The 24,848-nt window shown below is 34.5% G+C and carries 21 protein-coding genes; all 21 read right to left on the bottom strand.

The genetic code is table 11. The features are described 5' to 3' along the window. Window positions 1-47: 47 nt before the first annotated feature. Window positions 48-2,882, bottom strand: a complete 2,835-nt coding sequence (gene polA / locus WH267_RS23445) for a DNA polymerase I (protein WP_340011379.1) — start codon at window positions 2,880-2,882, stop codon at window positions 48-50. Window positions 2,883-3,184: 302 nt separating this feature from the next. Next, on the bottom strand, window positions 3,185-3,616 hold the full coding sequence (locus tag WH267_RS23440; RefSeq protein ID WP_340011378.1) for a hypothetical protein: 432 nt from the start codon (window positions 3,614-3,616) through the stop codon (window positions 3,185-3,187). A gap of 99 nt (window positions 3,617-3,715) precedes the next feature. Further along, entirely contained in the window at window positions 3,716-4,129 is a 414-nt protein-coding gene (gene tssD / locus WH267_RS23435) for a type VI secretion system tube protein TssD (RefSeq protein ID WP_089739778.1), read from the bottom strand. A 339-nt stretch (window positions 4,130-4,468) separates the two neighbouring features. Next, complete coding sequence (locus WH267_RS23430; protein WP_340011376.1) at window positions 4,469-4,999, bottom strand: hypothetical protein; 531 nt, start codon at window positions 4,997-4,999, stop codon at window positions 4,469-4,471. A gap of 370 nt (window positions 5,000-5,369) precedes the next feature. Beyond that, window positions 5,370-5,750 carry a hypothetical protein gene (locus WH267_RS23425; protein ID WP_340011375.1) on the bottom strand — a complete coding sequence of 127 codons (381 nt, stop codon included), beginning with the start codon at window positions 5,748-5,750 and terminating at the stop codon, window positions 5,370-5,372. A 43-nt stretch (window positions 5,751-5,793) separates the two neighbouring features. Beyond that, a complete protein-coding gene (locus WH267_RS23420; protein ID WP_340011373.1) occupies window positions 5,794-6,243 on the bottom strand; it encodes a hypothetical protein in 450 nt (149 codons plus the stop codon). Window positions 6,244-6,624: 381 nt separating this feature from the next. After that, window positions 6,625-7,101, bottom strand: a complete 477-nt coding sequence (locus tag WH267_RS23415; RefSeq protein ID WP_340011372.1) for a hypothetical protein — start codon at window positions 7,099-7,101, stop codon at window positions 6,625-6,627. Between the two features lie 90 nt (window positions 7,102-7,191). Continuing rightward, window positions 7,192-7,791: a hypothetical protein gene (locus WH267_RS23410; RefSeq protein WP_340011371.1), complete on the bottom strand. Its 600-nt coding sequence runs from the start codon at window positions 7,789-7,791 to the stop codon at window positions 7,192-7,194. Window positions 7,792-8,156: 365 nt separating this feature from the next. After that, window positions 8,157-9,431 carry a hypothetical protein gene (locus tag WH267_RS23405; protein ID WP_340011370.1) on the bottom strand — a complete coding sequence of 425 codons (1,275 nt, stop codon included), beginning with the start codon at window positions 9,429-9,431 and terminating at the stop codon, window positions 8,157-8,159. 45 nt (window positions 9,432-9,476) lie between these two features. Then, complete coding sequence (locus WH267_RS23400) at window positions 9,477-10,010, bottom strand: hypothetical protein (protein WP_340011368.1); 534 nt, start codon at window positions 10,008-10,010, stop codon at window positions 9,477-9,479. Next, window positions 10,003-11,064 carry a LysM peptidoglycan-binding domain-containing protein gene (locus WH267_RS23395; RefSeq protein ID WP_340011367.1) on the bottom strand — a complete coding sequence of 354 codons (1,062 nt, stop codon included), beginning with the start codon at window positions 11,062-11,064 and terminating at the stop codon, window positions 10,003-10,005. Before WH267_RS23395 ends, WH267_RS23400 begins: the two co-directional genes overlap by 8 nt. A 10-nt stretch (window positions 11,065-11,074) precedes the next feature. After that, entirely contained in the window at window positions 11,075-13,243 is a 2,169-nt protein-coding gene (locus tag WH267_RS23390) for a type VI secretion system Vgr family protein (RefSeq protein ID WP_340011366.1), read from the bottom strand. 208 nt (window positions 13,244-13,451) lie between these two features. Next, window positions 13,452-13,865 carry a type VI secretion system tube protein TssD gene (tssD, locus tag WH267_RS23385; protein ID WP_089739778.1) on the bottom strand — a complete coding sequence of 138 codons (414 nt, stop codon included), beginning with the start codon at window positions 13,863-13,865 and terminating at the stop codon, window positions 13,452-13,454. A 287-nt stretch (window positions 13,866-14,152) separates the two neighbouring features. Next, window positions 14,153-14,569, bottom strand: a complete 417-nt coding sequence (locus WH267_RS23380) for a hypothetical protein (RefSeq protein ID WP_340011361.1) — start codon at window positions 14,567-14,569, stop codon at window positions 14,153-14,155. 189 nt (window positions 14,570-14,758) lie between these two features. After that, window positions 14,759-15,631 carry a lytic transglycosylase domain-containing protein gene (locus tag WH267_RS23375; protein WP_340011359.1) on the bottom strand — a complete coding sequence of 291 codons (873 nt, stop codon included), beginning with the start codon at window positions 15,629-15,631 and terminating at the stop codon, window positions 14,759-14,761. 65 nt (window positions 15,632-15,696) lie between these two features. Then, window positions 15,697-18,192 (bottom strand): ATP-dependent Clp protease ATP-binding subunit, encoded by a 2,496-nt coding sequence (locus WH267_RS23370; RefSeq protein WP_115973954.1) that lies wholly within the window; start codon window positions 18,190-18,192, stop codon window positions 15,697-15,699. 274 nt (window positions 18,193-18,466) lie between these two features. Beyond that, entirely contained in the window at window positions 18,467-19,138 is a 672-nt protein-coding gene (locus WH267_RS23365) for a hypothetical protein (RefSeq protein WP_115973955.1), read from the bottom strand. 117 nt (window positions 19,139-19,255) lie between these two features. After that, a complete protein-coding gene (locus tag WH267_RS23360) occupies window positions 19,256-20,521 on the bottom strand; it encodes a hypothetical protein (protein WP_340011358.1) in 1,266 nt (421 codons plus the stop codon). A 261-nt stretch (window positions 20,522-20,782) separates the two neighbouring features. Continuing rightward, window positions 20,783-21,247 carry a toxin-antitoxin system YwqK family antitoxin gene (locus tag WH267_RS23355; protein WP_340011357.1) on the bottom strand — a complete coding sequence of 155 codons (465 nt, stop codon included), beginning with the start codon at window positions 21,245-21,247 and terminating at the stop codon, window positions 20,783-20,785. Window positions 21,248-21,433: 186 nt separating this feature from the next. After that, window positions 21,434-23,488: a hypothetical protein gene (locus tag WH267_RS23350; RefSeq protein WP_340011356.1), complete on the bottom strand. Its 2,055-nt coding sequence runs from the start codon at window positions 23,486-23,488 to the stop codon at window positions 21,434-21,436. 53 nt (window positions 23,489-23,541) lie between these two features. Next, the coding region (locus WH267_RS23345) for a phage baseplate assembly protein V (RefSeq protein ID WP_340011354.1) at window positions 23,542-24,848 on the bottom strand (1,307 nt) is incomplete at its 5' end.

Raw genomic sequence — 24,848 nt, 5'->3', positions numbered from 1 at the left:
CCCGTAAGCAGAAGTTTTTATGTTTATTATTAAGTAATTTCAGATTCTTAATGAGCTTCCAGCCAATTATCTCCTACTCCAATTTCTACCAATAGCGGAACCTGTGTTTTTAAAGCATTTTCCATTTCAGTTCTGATCAGTTTTGAAGCGGCTTCAATTTCATCTGCCGGAGCTTCAAATACCAATTCGTCATGTACCTGAAGCAGCATTTTTGTTTTTAACTGCTGTTCTTCCAGCTCACGGTCTATTTTAATCATAGCCAACTTTACAACATCGGCTGCACTTCCCTGTACCGGAGCATTCACTGCATTTCTTTCTGCGTGGCCTCTTACTACAAAATTATTGGAATTGATGTCTTTTAAATGACGTTTTCTTCCCAGAATGGTTTCAACATATCCCATCTGACGGGCTTTATTTACCTGTTCTGCCATATACTCCTTCAATTTCGGATAGGTCTCAAAATAAGCTTCAATCATCTGCTTGGCTTCTGTACGGGATAATCCGGTTTGTTCTGCCAGTGCAAAAGCTCCCTGCCCATAAATGATTCCGAAGTTTACCGTCTTGGCTTGGCTTCTTTGCGTCTTTGAAACCTCTTCCAAAGGAATTTTAAAAAGTTTAGCAGCTGTAGAGGCGTGAATATCTTCTCCGTCCTGGAATGCTTTAATCATATTGTCTTCTCCTGAAATTTCAGCGATAAGACGAAGTTCAATTTGTGAGTAATCGGCAGAGATGATCTTCTTTCCTTCTCCTGAAACAAAGGCTCCACGGATCTGCTGTCCTCTCAAGGTTCTGATCGGAATATTCTGAAGATTCGGATTTACACTTGCCAGACGGCCTGTTGCTGCGGTAGTCTGAGAGAAATTGGTGTGTACTCTGTTATCTAGTTTATCAATCTGAGATGGCAATGCATCTACATAGGTTGATTTTAATTTCTGATAGGTTCTGTATTCAAGGATATGCTTGATGATCTCATGCTTTGAAGCCAGTTTTTGAAGTACATCTTCTGAAGTGGCGTACTGTCCAGTTTTTGTCTTTTTAGCTTTTGGATCAAGCTGCATTTTTTCAAACAGGATTTCTCCAAGCTGCTTTGGTGAATTCATGTTGAATTCTTCTTCTGAAAGTTCAAAAATCGTTTTTTCTAAATTTCTCAGGTCATTTTCAAGATCAATACTTTCCTGTGCCAGCCATTTTTCATCTAAAGAAATTCCTGCAAGTTCCATTTTCGCTAAAACTTCCATCAAAGGCATTTCAATATTGAAGAAAAGGTCTTCAAGGTTTTCTTTTTTCAGTTGTGGAGCAAACAATTCATATAGTTGGAAGGTTACGTCAGCATCTTCCGCAGCATAATCTGTCTGTGTTCTAAGGTCAGCATCCCTGAATGTTCCTTGCTTTTTCCCTTTTTTCCCGATAATGGTTTCAATGGAGACTGGTTTATAGTTCAGATATACTTCAGAAAGATAATCCATACCGTGTCTTCCGTCAGGATTCAACAGGTAATGAGCAATCATGGTATCAAACATCGCTCCTTTCACGGTGATGTCATACTGTTTTAATATTTTATAATCGAATTTTAAATTATGAGCGATTTTCAGTAAATCTTCTTTCTCAAAAAACGGTCTGAAGATTTCCAGGGTTTGTAATACTTCTTCTCTGTTTTCGGATAAAGGAATATAATAGGCCAGTCCTTTTTTATAGGAAAAACTCATTCCTACCAGTTCTGCTTCCAGCTCATTCAGAGATGTGGTTTCTGTATCAAAGCAAACCGTTCTCTGTTTCAAAAGATTGTCTACCAGTTTTTTCTGAGCTTTTGGATTATCAACAAACTGATAAAGATGATCGTTATGCTCAATAGAGGATTTTGTAGAAGTCGCCTGATCCAGCTCTTCAAAATTGGCAAAAAGGTCAAGCTGCATTACCTGTCCTTTGACTTCTGTTCCTGCCGGAGTCTGCTTTACTTCCGCTTCACTTACTACAACTGTTTCTGTAGCTGCCGGAGCAAAAGCTCTGTATAGGTTTTCATATAGTCTTCGGAACTCAATTTCTTCAAAGACTTCTTTTACTTTTTCAAAATCGGGAGTTTCCAGATCATATTGTTCCTGATGGAATTCTACAGGAACATCACAGATAATGGTTGCCAGTTTTTTAGATAAAATTCCACGTTCTGCAGAGGCTTCCACTTTTTCCTTCAGTTTCCCTTTCAGCTTATCGGTATTGGCCAATAGATTTTCAATGCTACCAAATTCTTTAAGGAACTTCATTGCCGTTTTCTCCCCAACTCCTTCCAGTCCCGGGATATTATCTACCGCATCACCCATCATCGCCAGATAATCAATCACCTGTTTTGGGTCTTCGATCTCATATTTGGCTTTCACTTCGTCTACGCCCAGAATTTCTATATCACCGCCTTTTAGTCCTGGCTTATAAATTTTGATTTTATCGGTAACCAGCTGTGCAAAGTCTTTATCCGGTGTTACCATGAAAGTGGTATATCCTTCTTTTTCCGCTTTGCAGGCAATGGTACCTATTACATCATCTGCTTCATACCCTTCGACACCCAGAATCGGAATGTGCATTCCCTCGAGAATCCTGTGAATATATGGAACAGCAATTTTAATAGCTTCCGGAGTTTCACTTCTGTTAGCTTTATAATCAGCAAAATCTTCAGTTCTTACGCTTGCTCTTCCTACATCAAAAACCACCGCTAAATGAGAGGGTTTTTCTCTTCTGATCAATTCGATTAAAGAGTTGGTAAATCCAAAGATGGCAGAGGTATCCAAACCAGTACTGGTTAATCTCGGATTCCTGATCAGTGCGTAATATCCTCTGAAAATCATCGCATAAGCATCGATGAGAAACAGCCTTTTATCTTGTGTTGCGTCCATAGTATCTATAATGAACAAATATAAGAAAATAGGAGGATAATTTGCTAGTTTTGGGATGGGATTCGGGATCCGGAAGACCTGATTCGTGACGGAAAAAGATTGGTCAATTAGCTTTGCTTGTCTAATCTGATAGTCAGTGCCAATTTGTTATCGACTTGTTTGACAACTGTAGAAGTGTTGATGTTTATTTGAACCACCCCGTCAAATCTTCAATTTGACACCCCTCCAGAGGAGGGGAATGATGGCAGTTATTCCTCATTGACAATGATAAGATTAGAGCAAGAGATCCCTATTACCTATTATTAGCAATCGTGGTTTTCGTAGTTCAATTGTTCCATTTTTTTCTCATAGCTTTCCATGTCCTTTTTGCCTATGTTTATTTTTTTCAGTTCTACCGGAATGTGTTTCTTTCCATCGGGACTAATCCAGGTCCCTTTCATGATTTCTCCTTCCTTCTTTAGAATCATCAGCCCTGTAAATCCTTCTTCTACCATAGCAAATTGTCCCTTAGCGCCCTCTGTAACGTTAAGTTCCAACCAATTGCTTACTTTTTCGTAATGGTACATGGCATTATAATAAGGATCTCCACCACATCCGTTTTCCACGGATTGTAAAAATAAGGTTACCGGCATTTTTCCGTTCACTGTGCCTTTATATAGAGAGGAAGTATTCTGTGCCTGTAAAGTAATGAATGAGATTGTAAAAGTGAGAGTTAATAGAATTTGTCTGAACATTTTTATATAGTTTTTAGTCATGTCTTGAATAAAAAAACAGAACAGTACACTTTATAAGCATACTGTTCCATTAGTTTTTTTAAGTTTTGTTGTTCTGGCTTATTTACCAGCAGACGGCCAAAGTCCAGCGTACTGAGAAGTACCGTAGTCAATAGTTTCAGCACTGATTACGAAGCTGATCAACATACTGTTGCTGTCGATTGCATCGAAATCTACTTCGTGCTGGATAACGTATCCATTCTCCCACTTAAGGTTGATTAATGTTCCTTCTTCGTGAGATTTGTTGAAAACGATTTCTCCTACTGTCGGCTTATATTTTCCGTTCAATAAGCTTTCAAGGATGTCTGATTTTTCAGTAGCTTCTACTGTAACTTTGATAAGTGCGTTAGAAGGATCTGAAGCTACACGTCCTGATACATCAGTTGATCTTGATACGCTGTAGTTCATTTTTAATAATTTCTGACCTTCTCCGTTGTTGAATTTTAAGATTCCTCTTGAATTTCTTTCTGCCATGATTGTAAATTTTAATCGTTAGTAATAATTTTGTTATTCAATAATTGTAAGACAAAGATAAAGGCCTTAAAGTTGAAAAAAAAGCTTTTGGATGGAAATCTGAAAAATTGTAGTAGTTCTACGATTTTATGTCGTAATTCTACGACAATGGAGTTAAAGATAAACACAACTTATTATTAATAACTATTTTAACCATAATTAAAAATCAACAGAAAAAAATTAATTATTACACCTTAAAGAGAAATATTATATTAAAAAATCATCTTTATGGCCATTTAAAAATCATCCGAACCTCATATTTTTCTGTACCATTTTTAATGGGTTTCGCTTAGGCGACATTTAATGACTGGAATACCAATATATGTTTTGGAAGTTATTTTTCTTTTTAATTTTTGTAAAGTGCAGCTCTTTTTGAACTTCCTTTAGAAGCCGGTTCAATTCTGCTCCTTTCTCTTCATCATAGCGAATTCTGTACTCTACATCGTGCAGGTAAATATTGGGTTTATCTCTCAGGAAAATCTTAAAATATATTTTTGAATTCCGTAATTGTGGTGTCTTGGTTTCATAGTCATACGAACAGAATCCGATGATATCAGCTTTGGCATATTTTATATACCTATTGTTATTCTTTTTCAGATAAAGATAATTATGATCAAACCAGATGGTGATTTTTACAGAAATAGCTTTTAGAATCAAATAGCAAGTTCCCCAATAGAACAGGGTAAAAAATACCATCAAAGAAACACTGAAATCAAATAAAACATAATAAAGAGTTCCATATAAAGCCATAGAAGGTATAATTACCAGAATGATCCAGCCTGTATGAAACGGCAAAACATTTTTTAATATGAATTCTCTCTTTCCTTTCATTTCTCTGAGTTAAGTACCAAAACATATTCCATAATACACAAGAAATCCGTCTATAAATTTAGTATTACTTATGATCAATATAATAAAAAAAAACTGTCATTAAGAGGGTCATTACCGCTCCTGCAATTCCTAAAATAAATAAAATAACCTGCCATGGCTGCATTTTATTGATGATTGAATATTTTATTTTTTCTCCTTTTACAACATACACTCCAAGGTTAGGAATGATGGTAGGATTGATTATATTTCTAAGTTCTTTCTTATTGAAGTTTTTAGTGATATAGGGTTTGATATGCTGAACAAAGGCATCCAGTTCATCAATATCTTTTTGCGAAGAAAAGGGAGCTAAACCTGTGTCTCCTACCCTTATCTAGATGGTTTGATCTGCTGTTTTAATCGTCAGGTAGCGTAATCCTACATTGCCTATATTTTTGATCATCTTGATTTCAGATGCCTGGAACTGATAGTTCAGATTTCTAAATGTAATATGGAAATGGTCATCCTTTATATTGATAGTCCAGTTTTTTTCTTTTACAAGTCGGCTCAGTTGCTTCAAAGTAATCATACATATTCCTATTGTCATAACACTGGCAAAGGCAACTGATTTTAGAAAATGAATTTTCGGAAAAAGAAGTTCTCCACCAAATAAGACACCCAACATGGTACACAGGCCAGGAATAATTAATACCAGCGCCAATTTCAATTCTGTTTTAAAATCTAACCCCTGGAAACTAAATTCTCTGTCTTTCATTGGTTTCTGTTATCACTATTTTTAATTTCTGCTTAGGAATGCCTTACTTATTTTGATTTCGTTCCAAAGAATCCAGGATCTTTAAATTCCTTTCACTGTATGGATTATTGCGTGATTCTTCCATGAAAAACCTTCCTCTTTTATAGTCTTTATCTTCTATATAAGCAATTCCTAATAGATTGATAATCTTGGTATGGTCATCTGTACTGTAGCTTTTATTTTTATACGCAGGTTCCAGATACCGGATCGCATTATAGGGTTCTCCTACTTCCAGATATGAATCAGCTAATGGCAATACAATTTCAGGATGTTCCTTTAAATCTACTGTTACAAATTGAGTAATTGCAAAATTATATTCTTTATGTTCATATGCTTTCCAGCCTTTATCCAGTCGTTCACTATCTCCAAACGAGAAGACGTAATTGTTTTTTGCAATAGCTATTATCCCTAAAGCAGCAATGATTCCTATGATGATGGATGCTATTTTTTTCATGGTAGGTTAGTAGAACTGATAATTCAATGATATAACCATCTGATAATTTCTTCATTTACTTATTAAACATTACCTTATACTCTTCCTTAGGTATAAAACGGGATAGATACTGTTGAATGAATATAGAATTTGTTTCAGTGTTTCAAGTTCTATACTTTTTCTTGTTTAAATTCAAACAAACATTGGGTAAACAAATCTCTGTTATCAGTAAAATAAAAATCGTCATTAAGACTTGCTCTTTTTATTATAACAGCAGTTTGCTTACCTTCCTGAACCTTTAGAGATAAAAAATGGATATAACAAATAGTAAATATTTTATCTTAAATAATCATATTGTCTAGTTTATTGACTTGAAGGATGAAAGTCTTATTATTTAGTCTTTTACTTTTCATAAGTCAAATATTTTTTGATATTTTCTTGATAAGAGTGATCATCCCAAATCATCTCCTTTGAATTTACAGAGAAATTGAATACAGGAATAGGATTTTCTAAGGTACCTTTATTGTCTTTCATTTCATCCGAATTAACGATAACAAAAATGTGACTGGGAATATTGTTATATTCAAATTTCAGAAATTGATTATCAGCTTTATTTTTTTCGTAATAACATAAATTATAATATTTTTTTCCATCAAAAATCTTAACCTCTTGCTTTCCGGTTCCGCTTCCAGTTCCTAGCCCATAACCCAGTCTTTGCTTTGAAATTAAATGTACGTTATTAAGTTCTATTTTTTTAGAATTGCTTATATAAGTATCAATATTTACAAAAAATCCCTTAATAAATCCATACAACAAATACATGATTAAAAAAGTTACAATAGAAATAACAACAATTTTTAACACATTTAAACCTTTCACTATATTAATAATTTGATGAGACAATTTTATCTGAAGTAATAGAAACAGAACTTGATAACTCTTGGACTAACATTTACTTTCAAGATAAAATTATTTTTTAATATTTTCTTGTTCATCAATTACAGCATACTCATAAAATAGCCCTTGATATATAGAACCAATTACTTTTTTACCAATAACATTATTTACATCATTTTTATTTCCGAATAATTCTATTTCTTTATTTTGGTAATTAATTTTTATCCTACTAAATCTTTTATCAAACTCATTTTTTGTTATAGATGATTGAGCTTCTATACTTCCTTGATATAGAAGGCTACTATTTAACGAATTAAGATAAATAATAATATTTTGAGAAAAAATTAAAGGAACCACTAATAGAATAAAAAGTACATACCACCTAATCAATATTTCCTTTGGTGTACTAAATGTTCCTCTTAATTTGACAACATTAATTATTTTATTAATACTATTATCTTTTGTCACAAATACTAAATACAAAAGCCAAATACTAAAAATTATCAGGATATGAAAAATAAAAGTTTTTGTGATTCTTATTTTAGAAAAGTAATACTTACCACTTATTTCATTATTACTGTTCGCTAAAATAAACAACAGTACCAATGCTACAAGCAAAAAGATTAGTGATCTATAAATTAGCTGCGAATACTTTAACTTATTTTCTGGCATTGTTTTCTGGATGATTTTCGTTTTGCAATGAGCTTCCCAAGACCTTTTGACAGATTATTATAATATAATACTGAAAGGTATAATGCTAAAAAAAAAATGCGGATCGCAAGTAAAATATGAAGTTTATTAAGTGTAATCATCTATATTGATTAATCATTTACCTTTATATTCTTCTTTAGGCTTAAAACGAGATAGATACTGTTGAATGAATATAGAATTTGTTTCAGGACTTACATGAAATATTTTTGCTTCAAACTTAATATTTTCATACAACTTTCCATTATATTTTAATAAATCTCTAGACCATACGGGCACAGGTTTTCCTTATCTCCATATTTAGGGTTATCTAATTGATCTTGGTCAAATCACCAATTTACAGAATCTACTGATAAAAAGTCCATATCTTTAATAGCATATGAAGCTGCAGCATCCCTCGCTTTTTCACCTAAATAAAATCCTCCGAAAGGAGCTACAATGGTAACAATACCTGCACCTATTCTTGCTTTATTCCAGTTTGCCTTAGAGTTATATTGACTCCCGGCTATTGTATGTCTTTTTGAATTATTAGTTCCATTTCTAGTTCCGTTTTTATTAATAAATATTTTATTATCTTTCTTCATTTGCTCTGCTAATTCGGGGTTATTTTTAGCAGAATTTGATTTATTCTGTTTAGAGTTTTCAAGTGCTTTATCATAAATATCTTTTGCCTTATTATTATCTTTCAAATTATCATCATTTTTTGGTAATCCTTTAGCCTGATCATAAATTCCAATAGGCTGGTCTCCATACAATGTTGAAGCATCTGATGATTTTCCCTGTACTTCACAATCAAACTCTTTATTAGAATGTTCAGAAGAAGAAGCATTCATCCTTTGATAATAATCATCCGCATTATCATATTCACTTTTTTCTCTAATACTATCTGCTTGAGCCCCGAAAACTAAAGGCATTACTTCTGTGCCTATAATATACGAAGCACCTAAAGATCCCAATCCATAAACAGCAGCCCAAATTGAAGTAAGTCCATTAGTTAACAGAAATCCACCAATAGCTGAAACAACACCATTTGTAGCTAATTCACCTGCATTAAATAAAAAGACATTAAAAGCAGCATCCTTTGCAGCTTGTTCACTAACAAAAGGTAATAATTGACCTCCTTCTTGACACTGTATAAAAGATGTTTTCGTTAAAGCTGCAAGCTTATCAAATTTAACTGTAGGATGTGGCAATTGCCAAGAGGTTCCACAAGATGATAATAAATCACTGCATTTCCTTTTATTAGAAAAATAGCCTATAAGACCACCTACAAGAGCTCCAACAGCAATAGCCCCGACACAAATTGCAGAAACAACCCAACCAGGTCCTGGAATAGCTAACCCTATAGCTGCCCCAGCTACTAATAGTCCTCCAACAGCACCACCTCCAAACATGGCATTTGAAACAACTGAATTCCACTGTGTTTTACAATTGAAATCATCATCAATCTTAATATCAACTTCAACTAAAAATAATTTCGCTTCTTTACCTAAATAAACTGTTTTACTAGGTCTCCTATCTTTATCTATTTGTAACTGCCTATAGCCTGTGCCTATATGGTTGGTACAAATAACATAGCTTTGTTCGGGTAAGTAACTACTCATTCTTTTATTTTTTCAATTATTATACAATTACTCTTCTATTACGTTTTATTGTCCTTTTTTTTGATTGATATATTCAAATAAGAATTTAGACTTTCCCAATTTTGAATAATGATCTTCTTTTTTAAAATGATATTGCTCAATAAAAGATCGTAAAAGAGTTCTAAGATTTTGCTCCTGTTCTGTTTTTGTTTTACTGTCTGAAACTATTAATAATGAAAAGTAAAAGCTTTTTTGATTTTTTATAAAAATTTTTAAATCCCCAATTGGATGACTATCATTAATATTTCGAGCCTGTAATTTTTCAATGTCTGTAATGGGAACATCAATGATTTTGACTGCATTTTTATATACAACCAGCTTTCCATCTATTAATTTAACTTTTAATATATATTTTTTACTAAATAGGATAAGCTGCATTAATATTAAGGTAATACAACCAGCAAGAATCAACCTTGTAAAGTTCATGCTGGGTAAAATGAAGTGGCTCAATATTAAACCAATTGCCATAGAAATCAATGAAAATATTAACAAATGCCAAAAATTAAGTGTTGAAGCCTTAAAATTAAATTCTCTATTCATGTTCTAATCTTCTTATTTTAAATTCAAACAAGGATTCTACATTATCAACCACAGCTTCCCTTACTCTCAGAATACCTTCTTTTATTAAGTTACTCTTTTTATCAATATTTATTCTGGATCTATAATCAATCTTATATTTTGTAAATGAAAAATGAATATTTGGTTGATAACTTTCCTCATACCTATTTCTAATTGTAGACAATAAATCTTCTGAAAGTTCAGGTGAATTTACTATCCGTATCCAAATATCATTTTCTGACTCACTTATTTTAGATGTCTTTAATTCCAAAGTTGTATCTAATGTTGGAAAGAGACTTGATCTGAAATTTTTATTCTGAATATTTCCAACAGAAAAATTTTCATCTGTAAGATACTCATCAAAAAACAATGAATAGAAAGGTGTTGCCTGATATTCATTAACACTATCATGTTCCTCTGAAAATTGAACTTCTCCAGCTTTTAAAAGTTGGTCAAAAGCAACCTTATTATTATTTCTTAAAGTTCTAATAAAATTTCCATCAATGTGTTCTGAGTTTTTAAAATTATTCCACTGAACAAATTGATCTTTTTTGTTAAGAATTTTGTCTACTTTGCCTTTATCCGAGTAATTCAACAATACATTATTTCTTATAAATTCAGTGTTTTTTATAAACTCAAAGACTTCATTAAGAAAAGGAGGTGTTAGATTATAATAATAATCATCGAGATTAACTTTAGCAAGTTTTTTGGCTCTCGATAATTTTACATTAAACTGAGTCTTTTGTAATGATGTACTGACCGTTTTATTATCAATTATTGTTGTATTCACCTGCTCACATCTATATACAGCTTTCATATCAAAACCAATTGAATCCACAGGGCTTTGTTTAGTTGTATCTTTTATAGGAATTAGCAAATATTCCAAATGTATTGGTAAATAATTTGTTATTATGGATTGTGTTATTGTACTAAGAGAATTATGAAAGTCTATTAGTTCCTTTATACTGATAGTTTCCTTTTCTGCAATAGATTCTAGAGTATCTCCTTCTTTTATCTTATATTTTATAAAATTCATGAACCATTTATTAATTAATATCGACCTGCCCGCCTTTTATTGTTACATTTCCATCTACCTTTACTCCAGGAGCAGCTCCGGTTTTACCTAACTCTGTAAGTGTGCTTCCTATAATTTTAGTATTCGTACCTTCTATCGTGATATTGATTCCTTTAATCGTAATATTTCCACTTTCATCCATCGTAACAGAGCTGCTTCCTGTCTCCAGCTTTATTTCCTTACTACTTTGAATGCTTACTTTTCCTTTATTATCCATTGTAAAAGTAGAATTTCCTTTTCCCACATCAATTGTACTTTTTGCTGCAATATTTATGGTGTGATTATTTCCTATATCTTCAGTACTATCATTACTTACATAGGTATTAATATCACCATCTCCGCTTAGTGTCACATAATTACCATTTTTATCCTTAATCTCCATTCCACCTGCATCATTAAGCTTAATAATATGCCCGCTCTTACTGCTTAAACTCATCACATTATTCCCGGCACCACCTCCGGCACCAATACCACCATGGAACATTCCTCCCATTACAAAAGGACGGTCCGGGTGTTGGTGTACAAAATTGACGATCACCTGGTCTCCTACTTCAGGAATAGACATGAATCCTCGGTTTTTATTTACTTTATCACTGCTTCCGGCATCAGGAGACATTACGCGGATAAACTCGGTAATATCCGGTCCGTTCTGCCAGTCAAACTGTATCTGAACTCTTCCCTGATTTTGAGGATCTGTATTGGAAACCACTTTGGCAAACTGCGCTTCCGCTCTCGGTGTTTCAAACTCCGGACGTGGAATATAACCTGTATCTGCAGCAATGGCTTCAAATTTACCATCATAATATCCTCTGGCATCTACCTCATGGGTAACTTCGATGATCATCAGTTTCGTGAAATAAGAAGTTTCATTGCTATCGGATTTACGCATTTCAATATCTGCAGTACATCCCGGATATAGGAAAGGCACAGTGGTAGTTCCTGAAGTGATGAACACCTCAGAGGCCTTACTTCCGGCAGTTCCTTTTTGAGAAGCATCAATATCCATAAAAGATGAAGCTTTTATAGGAGCCACTCTTAATGAAGGGGTGGTAAACGTCTTTTCTGATATTTCATAAGCACGTCTTGCAATATCTGAGGTATGACTAATTTTTGCACTTCCACCCGTCATCTTCTCATTTTTACTACTGTTGTAACCATAGAAAGAAGGGCTCACATGCTGAGCTTTCATTTTGATGGCAATATCACTTACACTGCTCCCATAAGTAAGTTTCACCGGTTTTTCCTGAGGCGGAAGTTTTCCAAAATGCAACACTTCTCCATCATAGTAAAACTGCTCACCATAAGCTTCCGCCATTCTTGCCAGATAATTGTAATGCGTTTCTTCGTATTGGCAGCTGTAGGAAACGTTTCCATGCTGCGCATCTACTCTGAAATCGAATTTATTTTGTCCCAGTCCTTCACTGATTACGTGATACGCAATACTGTTCAGACTGATTGGCTGACTTCCTCCAAAACTCTGAATGTGAGGGGCCGCATCCAACAGTACGGTAGGACTATATCCTTTAAGAACGATATTTCCAAGACTTCCTTTTTCCTGGCTGAACCCTACTTCCGTTACTACGCCTACAAAGTTACGTTCGGCACCCTGTATGATATCTTTATATTTGAAAACCACCGTTATCCTTTTTCCAAGGAAATTCTGAGCTTCCTGAAGATTATGGTTTTCTACACTCCCCAGCGTGTCATGAGCCAGAGTAAGGCTGAATTCATGATGCTTGGCAGCGCTCTGCACCAATTTAAAATGTTTAAAATGCTTGATAATCTGCCCTTCAATCACCACATCCAGTTTTACCACACGGTTGATTCCGGCAATAATACTTTGAGGAATGGCTTCGGCATTATGTATTTTTGAGGTAGGCTGCTTGGCCCACACCTTATTTTCAATGATAGAAGGATTATTCGGAACAAATGTTTGATTCATAAACATATTGGCTCCCTGTACAGTGCTCATGCCCTGTTGTCCGGCTTTTACAGCTTTCTTCACTTTACTGCCCGCTTTATTTATCTTTTCTTCTGCTTTTCCTGCAACATTTTCGGTTGCATTTTTCAACTGCTCTTTGCTGCCTTTGATATCAGCCTTTGGGCTATCTACTTTAATTGTTTTGTCATCCTGAAACATAGTGCTTGTGTTTAAATTAAAAATTAAATAAACTGCTGATTATACAGCAACAGAATCAAAAAATATAAGGTTAGATCTATAAAATCTGTTTATGAAAAAAATGGGTTCCTAAAATCTATGATGTCCTTATATATAAAAACAGGACAGCATACTCTTCCGAGTGCACTGTCCTGTACCAATTTTATTTTTACTAAGATGATGAATAGGCTTATTTACCTGCCGAAGGCCACAGTCCAGCGTATTGAGAAGTACCGTAGTCGATAGTTTCAGCACTGATTACGAAGCTGATCAACATACTGTTGCTGTCGATTGCATCGAAATCTACTTCGTGCTGGATAACGTATCCATTCTCCCACTTAAGGTTGATTAATGTTCCTTCTTCGTGAGATTTGTTGAAAACGATTTCTCCTACTGTAGGCTTATATTTCCCGTTCAGTAAGCTTTCAAGGATGTCTGATTTTTCAGTAGCTTCTACTGTAACTTTGATAAGTGCGTTAGAAGGATCTGAAGCTACACGTCCTGATACATCAGTTGATCTTGATACGCTGTAGTTCATTTTTAATAATTTCTGACCTTCTCCGTTGTTGAATTTTAAGATTCCTCTTGAATTTCTTTCTGCCATGATTTGTAAATTTTAATCGTTAATAATATTTTGTGATTCAGTGATTGTTTAGCAAATATAGAGGGTCTTTTTTCGGAAAAAAAACTTTTAACTATAAATCTGAAAAATTGTAGTAGTTCTACGACTTTTTGTAGTAATTCTACGACTTTGGATTTAATAACTCTACTCAATAGCGCTATAACAAAGGCTTTAAAAACCTCATAAAACACTGACTAAAAGGAACATTTTCCACATCAACGAGAAATATTAATACTTTTTAAGTGAAAATTAACATACATTAACATTTGTCATCTGCACTCAAAAATAATGGTATCAGGAGCATAAAATCCTGTATATTCATCCTGATAATATCTTAAAATTCCTTCTTTTTTCATAGAATCTTTTTTACACTTCATGAAAAACAAGGAAGCAATACCATCATTTTCCCGATAGTTCTGAAGTTCTTCACTGGAAAATCCCCCGGGATCCTCTTCATGATCCAGGAAATATTTAGTATCCCCCGAGTATTTATAGAATTCAGTATCATTATTCAATGAATTTCCGATGATGAATTCCTGAATAACTTTCTGTCTTGAAATAAGATTATCAGGCATATTTTTTACCAGATAAAGATTTTTATACACCTGAGACTGTACAAATTCTGTTTTTCCCTTATTACAGGAAACCATAATAAATCCAAGAATGCAAACAAGTATCTTTTTCATTGCTAAAGAAGTATTATTAAGGATATTTTCTAAATGTACTGTACAAGAGCTTATAAAGCTCAATGTCTGCAATTTTCAAAAGTAATTTTCCAAAACCGCCACAAAGATTCTGATATATTTTATTGAAAAACGGTTATTGAATAAAAAATAACCAAACCTTTAATAAGGTTTGGTTGGTATGATTTAATTTTATGGCTGTATGCCAGCTCCGGCATTTTCTTTTATTGATCTGGTAAGAATCTTATTTTTTCTCAGAAGAAAATCAGGCATCAGGTCTGTGGGAAGGTAGAAAGAACTTTCTCCTTTTCTCTGAAGTTCTTCTGTAATTCCCGGGTTCCAGGCAAGAATTTCATCTACTTTCACATCAAGTTCATCAGCAATTACACTCAGGCTGAACCCTGCATTAATCTCTGTTTCTGATAGAGCAGCGCCGGTTGCCTTTCTGTTTCCGTCTTCAAAAAAAACTTTATTAATTCTTGCTGAATTATAATTGTTTAATACACTCTGAAGTTCTCCTGTTGCATAGCATGCATTCAGGTATTTCTTAACGTGATTAACGGTTTCTCCGGGAAGGTATTTATAGAATTCATGATACTGACTGGAGCCCGCCGCCTGCATAGCTTTTGCAACATTTCCTTCGCCACAGTTGTAAGCAGCTACTACTGTTACCCAGTTATTATATTTTTTGTACAGATTTGCCAGTGAAATAACGGCTGTTTTTGTACTTTTATACACATCTGTACGTTGATGTTCTGCAAGACCATACTGGTTGGCATGTGCTGTCATCAGCTGCCATACTCCTACAGCTCCGGCTCCGGAGGTAATATTTTTGTCAAAATGAGATTCAATCAAAGCAAGGTTTCTTAAATGCTTGGGAAGCCCCTTCTGAAGAAGCAACTGTTCAATAAATTCAACAAGATCTTTGTTTGAATTAATGATTCCCTGGTATTTTCTCACACTGCTTTCCGAGGTATCTGATGCCGCAAGAAACTGTCCGTTTGCCAAAGCAACAGTTCCGAAAAGCATTATCCCTGTAAATATATTTCTGACAATTGTTTTCATCTTAATGTTATTTATAAAGCAAAAAGGCGAATTTATCAATTGCCTTTTTGCTATTTGCTTTCTTATTAATCTACTTTCCAGCTTAATTTTTCTTCTTCTTTAATCCAGTCTACATGAATAGTCTGTCCGGTTTTCACTTCTTCCCTTACGATCATTTTGGAAATAGGTCTCGCCAGCTGTGAACGAATAACTCCGGAAATCTGTCTGGCTCCATATTTACTGCTGAATCCCCCAAGAGCAAGATTTTTCACGGCCTCATCAGTGATCTTTAAAGCAATTCCCAGTCTCGTTAATGAGGTATGAAGTGATTTTAGCTGAATATTGAAAATTCTTTCTGCGATAGATTCCGTGATCGGTGCAAAAGGAATAATCTCTGTAATTCTGGCTAAAAATTCAGGTCTGAATCTTCCTGAACTTGACATGATCTGCATCAGTGAAGATGATTCAGGAATTTTTCCTTCTTCAAACTGCTTTACGATTTCTTCGCTTCCGATATTGGAGGTGAATAGAATCAAAGCATTGCTGAAGTCTCCTTCTTTTCCAAGTTTATCATGTACTTTTCCTTCGTCCATGATCTGAAGGAATACATCAAATACAGAGTGGTGGGCTTTTTCAATTTCGTCAAATAAAACAACGGTATATGGCTGCTGTCTTATTTTATTGACCAACATCCCTCCTTCTTCGTATCCTACATATCCTGGAGGCGCTCCGTATAATAATGCGGCTGAATGTTCTTCTTTAAATTCCGACATATCGAAACGAACCATTGCCTTTTCATCGTTGAACAATAGTTCTGCCATTGATTTGGCAAGTTCTGTCTTTCCGGTTCCAGTAGGTCCTAAAAGGAAGAAAGATCCAATTGGCTGTCCCGGTTTGTTTAATCCGCTTCGGTTTTCAACAATAGCATCGGAAAGGATCTTTAATGCGTGATCCTGCCCTACTACCCTATTCAATAGAAGGGATTCCATATTCAGGAGCTTTTCTTTTTCCTGAGCCTGGATTTTCCCGATCGGAATATTAGTTTTAGCAGCCATTACAGCAGCAAGTTCCAGACGGTCTACTTTTTCTCTTTTTTTAGCAGCATGCTGTAAAAGCTCTGCATAGGTATCTTCTATGATCTTCTGGATCTGATCTACCGGCATTGAATTATCAAGAGCAGGCTGCTCATTTAATGATCCCCATAAAATAGGGCTTATTTTGTCTCTCAATAGATTATAAGTCCAGATTAGCTCATCTGCCTTATCTTTATTGTCAAGGTATTCTTCTTTTAAAACAGCATCATAGCTTTCTTTCCAGCTGTCCAGTTCTTTTTCAGAAAGTTCGTCCAGCATTTTGATCGCCGCCATGGTTCTGTCTAACAAATCGATGGCAGCATCCGGTAATTTTTTACCTTTTGCATATCTTTTCGCTAAACGTACACATTCCGGAATGGCTGTTTTTTCAACTTCAATGCCGTGGTGCTTTTTGTAGCCTTCAAGAAGAACGTCAATCATTTTTACACAAGTCTGCTCATCCGGTTCGTTTACAGTCAGAACCTCAAAACGACGGTTGAAAGCCTGCTCCGGTTCAATAATTTTTCTGTATTCTTCCTGAGTAGTTGCTCCGATTACGGTAATTTCTCCTCTTGCCAATTCAGGTTTCAGAAGATTAGCCACATTTCCGATGCTTCCTTTCGGATCTAAAAGGGTATGAATTTCATCAATGAAAAGAATCGCTTTTTCAATTTTCTTACACTCGGTGATGACTTTTTTCAGACGGTCTTCTATTTCACCTTTATAAGATGTTCCTGCTAATAATGCTCCGGTGTCCAGTTCTAAAAGGGTTCCGTTTTTAAGCATTTCCGGAACGTTCCCTTTAGTAATTTCTATAGCGAATCCTTCTACCAAGGCTGTTTTCCCAACTCCAGGTTCTCCGATGATTATTACATTGGGTTTACTTCTTCGGCAAAGAATCTCTACTAACATTCTCAGCTCTTTATCTCTACCGATAATGTTTTCAAGGTCTCCTTTTCTGGCCTGTGCTGTTCTGTCTACGCAATAGCTTTTAATGGATGGAAGAGATGCATCTGCAAAGTCTGATCCGTTGGAAAATAATGATGAAAAGTCACCGTCTTCAGAAACTGTAAACGGAGTATCTTTTCTATATAAATTAAAGATATCATGTTCTCTCAATGGTAAAGACTTCAATTGCTGAAGTGAAAATACTACCTGAGGTTTTACAATAGCGGTAAGGATACAGATCGGAGTGATCTCATCCAGTCCCAGTTTTAAACGGATATCATCAGCTTCTTCTATAAGTGTATCCATGGCTTCATCCTGACCTACCTCATCAGGTAGATGGCTGGTTTTAGGATATTCTTCAATACGTACATCTGCCCATTCGTAGAAATAGCCGGGATCTTTGTCTATGCTTTTTAAAAATTCATTAAGACCAATATCTTTATGCATCAGAGCCTGCAAAATATGCGGACCTCCATAAGTGCCATTATAATTTTCCCTCGCTATCGACTGAGCAATATGAAATAGCTGCTTTACTGTTTCGTTGGTTACTAGTACTCCCATTTATAATTTTTCTTATATTAATATTTGCGTTCTGTTTTCTGTTTTTACGAGATGATTTGATGTTTTTTCTATTTTTGAACCTTTGCTTTTCATCACTGATAGTTCAGGAATCAAAGCGGTTCTTTATTTTGCTAAAATTAAATATTTTATTCTAGATGTGATAAAGATAGTTAATTCTTCAATTAGAGAAGTAATAACCGGTTTTTTTTATCTTTAACCCTTTCTCAGTCCTGTTCTAAAATCCCGGATTTTTGTTATCAAAGTTCTATTTTCCTTATATCTTTAAAAAATATAACAGGATAAGACTTACCCACTGAAGTCCGATATAGATATAAAACAACATAGCTGAAGGTTCTGCCAGTTCGTGCAATTTTTCGATCAGTGTGGTTTTGATGATATCATAAAAGTCTAGATTTTCGTCTCCCAGGTTCAGCTCATCAAATTTCACTTTATTCAGTGCGTATCCTATCACACGTTTAAGTATTTTATTTTCTGAACTGTTTTTAAATTCATTCAAGAGCCTGACTTTTGCCAAGGCATAATCTGTACTGTTACGGACTACCACCGGCTCATTGTTTTTAATCTTATTAATAATCTTATCGATAAAGGGAACCAAAATCGTTTTGGAATGATCCTGTACAAGCCTGCTGATGATCCTCGCCATCCCATATTTTGTAGAAAAAATACCAATACAAAATGGTGCTGCAATCATTAACAGATAGAAAAGACCTGCAGAAACCGGTTTTGCCATCACTGTTGCTATCAGGAATGCAAGAGCTCCACTATGTCCTAATGATGAACCTAAACTTTCAGCCATAATATAGATTCCCAAACAGAAAGTAATGACGGTTGAAAGAATTCCTATGGCATAAATTTTAAATAAACTGAAGATAAATACAGCCGATAGTTTTGAAAAGTATTTCAGATGATCTGTGATCTTATTCATTAACGTTTAATTTAATAACATGGTGTTAGTTTTATGAGAATTAAGGGGTTTCCTTAATAAGTGGTACAATATAATCAATATTTTTATCTTAAAGGAATCCGTAATAATCCCATATTTTCAATAGAAAAGTTTCTGTACCTCCATTTCTTTTGTATCGTGATTATAGGTTTCTTTTTTAATGATCCTGCCTGTATGATCTGGTCTGTATTTTATGGAATCTGAATCAACAAGTTGTCTGGTTGGACCTTTTTTTCCGTTATAGTTTGTATAAATGTGGTATTTATTGATTATTATATTGATTTCGGCAGGCTGGTAAGAATATTTTATTTCAGTACTCTGTAAAGGAATTGCGGATTGGTTTTTCAGGTTTCCCCATGCCTGCTTCTTTTGTTCTTCAATGGATATTGTTTTCCATTTTCCGTTCATTAAAACAGAGGAATTTACAATATTGTATTCATTTGTGACTTCTTCAATAACTTCATCTTCAAGATAAGCATATGTCTTTTTAACAAAATGATTGACTATTTTTTGAGGATCATCTGTGCTTATGGTTCCTGAATATTCAAGGATACCGGTCAGTTGATGCTCACTGTTATAAGTATATTCAATAACATCATTCCGGTCTGGGGTATATTTTTTTATCAGTTGTCCTTGATTATTATACGCATAGAGAAATGTTTTTATTTCATCCTTAATTACGTTTCCATTAGGTGCTACTTCTTTTTGCCAGATTGTTTCTTTCTGTATCTGATTGTTTTTACTGTAAGCCAGGTTTCTCTCCGATTCATAGCTCTTATCATTTTTTTTCTGAAAGATAAGCCTCGCCTTTTCATCATATCTGTTCTCCAACACTACTTTATCGAGCAGCTTATCTTCAATCAGTTTCAAGAGCTGCCCGTATTTGTTGTACTGATAAAGGTATTTGTCTTTGCCTTCCGGAAAATTTCTTTCTATGGTTTTAATCAGACCTAATTCATTGACTTCTATCAAGGTTACAAAATCTCCACCACCCGTCCCTACAGTTCCTAAAGGAAACAGGTAATGGTCTGTATATTTCTTTGGAAAAATGTATCTGAAATTATTAATTTTTAATAATCCGGTAAGATTCAGTAAGTCAGGTTCGTGTATGGTAAGAGTGTGCGTCTTCAGGTTGGTTTCCAGATACAGCTTATGGTCCGAAGTTGGAGAATAAAGCAGAACTGTATTTTCTTTTTTAATATAGGCTGTTTTTTGGTCCGGATAAAGCTCTGTATTGTTAAATACTTCTGCCACCTTATTATTTTCCTCTATTTTAGGATTGTTGGAATGACAGGCAATACCAGGAGCACAACATATTAATACAAGCCCGATTAAACGTATATTTTTTGATTTGGAAATATTCATAAATGTTTAAAATTAAGATAGGCTAAAACTTTGATATAGCCTTATTTTAAAACGACTTACTTCACAAATAGAATATTTCACCTTATACCAATTATAAAAAATATATTGTTTTTTATCAAAAGGGTATACCATTTTGACACAAGGAAAGGGATCCATTGATACTATATTCTTCTTAGTTCTACATGAAATTAACAAGAATAGAAATATAATTAGATAATTAATAATTCTCATAGTCTTTTCCCATAGCTGAATAAAAATTCATTAATCGCTTGGAACACTCTCCGGTCGATAAGGAAAACAAGGTAATCCTTCACTGTATACCAATGAATCTTTCTTGTATAATCTTTTACCTACAATCTTTCCGTTGTCATCGTGCAATCTCAAAGTGTCCGTGAAGTATCCTTCTTTGGTATACATTTCAAAATACAATTTTCCATTGCTGTGGAATTCTTTCCAAAGGCCTGTTCCTTTTTTGAAAGTGGTTTCATACATAATTTTTCCGTTATTATCAAACCTTCTGTATATACTGTCTCTTAATCCGTTTTTGAAATATTCTTCTCGCCATATCTTTCCTTTTGCGTAAACATTCCCATTTTCATCAAAATCTGCATCGCCACCCAACCATTTGCCCTCTTTCGAATTATTCATGCCTGTTTTTCCAAATCTCACACCACCTTCTTTAAACCATTCTTCCACAAAACCTGTCCCAAAACCTTTATTATCCATTTCTTTTTTAGGAGGAAAATCAGAATCATACTTATAATATAAAAAACCCCAGTTTTCTTCAATAGTTTTTTTGGGTTGAACTAAATGAGGTTTATAATTAGCCCTAGTTCTTAAATAAGCACAAGAATTGCACACTAATAGAGCTACAAAAAAAAGAAAAACTATTTTTTTTAACATTATTTTATTTTAATAGTTAGCTAAATCATCTCTCATAACCTTTATCTGATTATGTAAAAAGACTACCCTTTCATTATGATAATCCATGATATTTTTGGTTTTACCTTGTATAAACATTAAATTGTTAGAATGTATTTGATTTATAACATTTTTATAATATACATTTGATTCCCTTAGTATTGCTGTATAATGTGATGCTTTAAAAATCATTTTAAAGCTATGCTTTTTTATTTTATCATTATCTGTTAGAGCATTAATTTCACTCATAGCGATGTTATTATCGTTAAGATAATTGATGTATTGGGTAATTTTTGTATTACATAAACCTATATATACTCCTTTAGTTTGTGTTTTTGTTCCTGAACCTGCAACAATTACAGTGTCTGGTTGACCTCTAAAAGCAGTTTCTATTCTCGCTTTATCTCTTTGCTCGTTACTTTTTTCTGTTGTAAAATAGTTAATCGAAAGTTGTAATTGTCTTTTTATTGTACTTTTTTTAGCATATACTTCTGTTCTTATATAATATTTTGATTCTGTTAAAGATTTATTTATTTGTTCAGCTATAGGAAGAATACATTCGGGATTTGGTACATTTTTTCCATCTTTAATAATCGTGTCTGGTTTGCCATTTCCTAAAATATTTTCTCTTGCAATTTTATAACTATCTTTTTCTTTTGCATCAAAGAATAAATGTGGAAGCCCCAACATATGCCCTATTTCATGAGCATAAGTATCTTTAGATTCTGTATTAGTAGAGTATACTATTAATGCGTAATGATTGAGAGGTGAAGTTCTACTATAAGCACCTGTAGCTGGATCAGAGGATTCAAAATCACTTAAAATGATTATCCCACCTTCATATGTTTTACTCTTTGTTTTTAATTTATTTTTATACTCTGTAATTGCTATCTCATCTATTGCATTTGCTTTATCAAGCCCACCCAAATCCTTTTGATTATCAACAATAACATCTGTAGGAACAGGCACCTTTTTACAATTCCCTGAAGCGTCTACGCTACCAGGTTTACAAGTATTTGTACCAGGAATAACATCATATTTTTGCTTAATTACATTTCCAAAATACTTCTTATTCGTCCAATCCGTTTTATCAAAAGCATAAAAATAATCATCCAAATCACCAGAACCTAATGTATCAAACATCGCCTGATTTTCTATTTCAACTTCATATCCTGCCTGATTTAAAGAGTTTTCATTCAGATATTCTTTAACTTTATTGTCTTTGAATTTCTGAAATAGAGCCTGTGCTTTTGCTGATGCGGTAGGCTCATTAGCAACCAGGGCAATCACTCTGAATTTCAGTTTCAAGATCTTATTCTCCATCATTGTAAAGCCGCCCACTGTTTCTAATTTTTGGGTTGGGTTTTCCTGTTTGATTTTAAATGTTGTTTCAGGAGATTCTTTTAAACATTTTATTTTAAGTACTACGATCTCTTTATCTGCAATTATTTTTTCTGTTTTGTTGCCTGTTTTTGTTCCGCCCACCAATTCAAAACTGTAGCAATCATTTCCTTCCAAATAAATTTTCTCATTGTTAAGAACACCACTTGTAAGAGCAACTTCAAGGGATAATGAGATCTCCTGACCAGGTTTTATCAAGACAAATGGCATATCTATTTTACCATCTTTACACGGCTTAGGACACTCACCTAATCTGTAATTTGCTGTTATAGCATCTTTGGCTCCCTGCTCATCTGCACTTTTAGCGATAATATCTCCTAAATCATTAGCAGTAGCACCTTTTTTATAAAAATACTCAATATTAGAAAAGGCCACATCCTGTATTTTCTGTACTTCTTCAGAAGAAGGATCAACATCAATCCAGTCAAAACCAAATTCTCCATTATATTTCTTTGGAGGATTTGCGGGGTCAACTACCGGAGGATTATAAATTCTTACTTTAATATAATAATTAACTAAATCTGCAGATGGTGCTTTTTCGGGATTTCCTCCATAAAGAATATCAGTCTCACTATTTTCTACATAAGTGGTACTGGCTGTTTCTACAATATCTTTCTCAGAATAATAATTAAGATGCTCTTCCACCACCTCATATATATTCCCCTTTACGATTCTAGTTCTGCTCATAATTGTTTTTTTTAGTGAGCTTTCCCTTTTTCTCCGCTTCTGTTTTCAATATTACTTTTTGCATGTTTATTGATCGAAGCATTTGTACTGGTTTCTATTCCTCCTTCACTGTTTACAACGGTTTTCCCTTTTTTGGTTTCACTGTGTACATCACCTTCAATAATTTCAGTAAGTTTTCCGGTAATAAACGTACTCGCATTTCCAATGACTGAGGTAAGCTTCATAGCGCCCACACTTTCTGTATTGTTTAAGCCGATACTGGCAGATTTATTCATTCCCACCGTGGTTGTCATATTTTCCCCAACGTTGATGTTCATATTCTTACAATTCAGGGTCATGGTTTCCGGCGTGGTAATATTGATATTGCTTCCCGTAGTATCCAGATGGATCTCGTTACCGCTTTTATCTGTGATGATGATGCTTTCATCTTCTGTGAAAACAATTCGGTGTCCGCTTCTGGTTTGGATGGATTTTACACGGTTATCCATTCCGCCTCCCAAACCAATTCCACCATGGAACATTCCCCCCATCACGAATGGACGGTCAGGATGGCTGTGGACAAAGTTGACCATCACCTGGTCGCCTACTTCAGGAATCGCTACATACCCACGGTTTTGAGTGATTTGATCAGTTCCTCCCGCATCAGGCGTCATGACTCTTACAAAATGAGTAGTATCATTCATTTGCCAGTCGAACCTTACCTGTACTCTTCCCTGGCCTTCAGGATCTACATTCGCTATTACTGTGGCAATCTGAGGCTGGGCTACTGGAACTGTAAATTCAGGCTTGGGTAAAAATCCCGTATCTGCGGCAATAGATTCGAAGGTTCCTTTATAGTGACCAATGGTATCGATTTCATGAGTGGCTTCAGTAACCATTACTTTGGTAAAATAGGAAGTCTCGTTACTATCAGGCTTTCTCATATGAATATCTACCACACATCCCGGATGAAGGAAGGGTACAGTTGTAGAACCGGATACTGAAAATACACTCACTGCTTCACTTCCAGAAGTACTTTTCTGAGAGTTTTCTACATCCAAATGGGTAGATGCCTTGATAGGGGCTACCTGAAGAGCAGGAGTTTTGTATATTTTATCATTATGGCTGTATGCGGTTTTAGCAAGGTCTCCTAAATGGTTTACAGGGGTTTCACCTGATGTCAGTTTTTCATTTTTACTGCTGTTATAACCGTAATACTGCGGTTTGGTATGAACAGCTTTCAGTTCTACCCTAATGTCATCAGCATTACTGCCATAAATAAGTTTTATAGGTTTATTCTGAGGCGGAAGCTTACCAAAGTGAAGCACTTCACCATCAT

The organism is Chryseobacterium sp. MYb328 (genome assembly GCF_037572595.1).
GTDB classification, from domain to species: Bacteria; Bacteroidota; Bacteroidia; order Flavobacteriales; family Weeksellaceae; genus Chryseobacterium; species Chryseobacterium pennae.
Note: the sequence above shows the minus strand (reverse complement) of the source record. Positions and strands in the feature narration are given on the sequence as shown.

Excerpts from the sequence above, each read along its gene's own strand:
- polA (WP_340011379.1), bottom strand. The coding sequence starts at position 2,882 with ATGGACGCAACACAAGATAAAAGGCTGTTTCTCATCGATGCTTATGCG.
- WH267_RS23440 (WP_340011378.1), bottom strand. The coding sequence starts at position 3,616 with ATGTTCAGACAAATTCTATTAACTCTCACTTTTACAATCTCATTCATT.
- tssD (WP_089739778.1), bottom strand. The coding sequence starts at position 4,129 with ATGGCAGAAAGAAATTCAAGAGGAATCTTAAAATTCAACAACGGAGAA.
- WH267_RS23430 (WP_340011376.1), bottom strand. The coding sequence starts at position 4,999 with ATGAAAGGAAAGAGAGAATTCATATTAAAAAATGTTTTGCCGTTTCAT.
- WH267_RS23425 (WP_340011375.1), bottom strand. The coding sequence starts at position 5,750 with ATGAAAGACAGAGAATTTAGTTTCCAGGGGTTAGATTTTAAAACAGAA.
- WH267_RS23420 (WP_340011373.1), bottom strand. The coding sequence starts at position 6,243 with ATGAAAAAAATAGCATCCATCATCATAGGAATCATTGCTGCTTTAGGG.
- WH267_RS23410 (WP_340011371.1), bottom strand. The coding sequence starts at position 7,791 with ATGCCAGAAAATAAGTTAAAGTATTCGCAGCTAATTTATAGATCACTA.
- WH267_RS23405 (WP_340011370.1), bottom strand. The coding sequence starts at position 9,431 with ATGAGTAGTTACTTACCCGAACAAAGCTATGTTATTTGTACCAACCAT.
- WH267_RS23400 (WP_340011368.1), bottom strand. The coding sequence starts at position 10,010 with ATGAATAGAGAATTTAATTTTAAGGCTTCAACACTTAATTTTTGGCAT.
- WH267_RS23395 (WP_340011367.1), bottom strand. The coding sequence starts at position 11,064 with ATGAATTTTATAAAATATAAGATAAAAGAAGGAGATACTCTAGAATCT.
- WH267_RS23390 (WP_340011366.1), bottom strand. The coding sequence starts at position 13,243 with ATGTTTCAGGATGACAAAACAATTAAAGTAGATAGCCCAAAGGCTGAT.
- tssD (WP_089739778.1), bottom strand. The coding sequence starts at position 13,865 with ATGGCAGAAAGAAATTCAAGAGGAATCTTAAAATTCAACAACGGAGAA.
- WH267_RS23380 (WP_340011361.1), bottom strand. The coding sequence starts at position 14,569 with ATGAAAAAGATACTTGTTTGCATTCTTGGATTTATTATGGTTTCCTGT.
- WH267_RS23375 (WP_340011359.1), bottom strand. The coding sequence starts at position 15,631 with ATGAAAACAATTGTCAGAAATATATTTACAGGGATAATGCTTTTCGGA.
- WH267_RS23370 (WP_115973954.1), bottom strand. The coding sequence starts at position 18,192 with ATGGGAGTACTAGTAACCAACGAAACAGTAAAGCAGCTATTTCATATT.
- WH267_RS23365 (WP_115973955.1), bottom strand. The coding sequence starts at position 19,138 with ATGAATAAGATCACAGATCATCTGAAATACTTTTCAAAACTATCGGCT.
- WH267_RS23360 (WP_340011358.1), bottom strand. The coding sequence starts at position 20,521 with ATGAATATTTCCAAATCAAAAAATATACGTTTAATCGGGCTTGTATTA.
- WH267_RS23355 (WP_340011357.1), bottom strand. The coding sequence starts at position 21,247 with ATGGATAATAAAGGTTTTGGGACAGGTTTTGTGGAAGAATGGTTTAAA.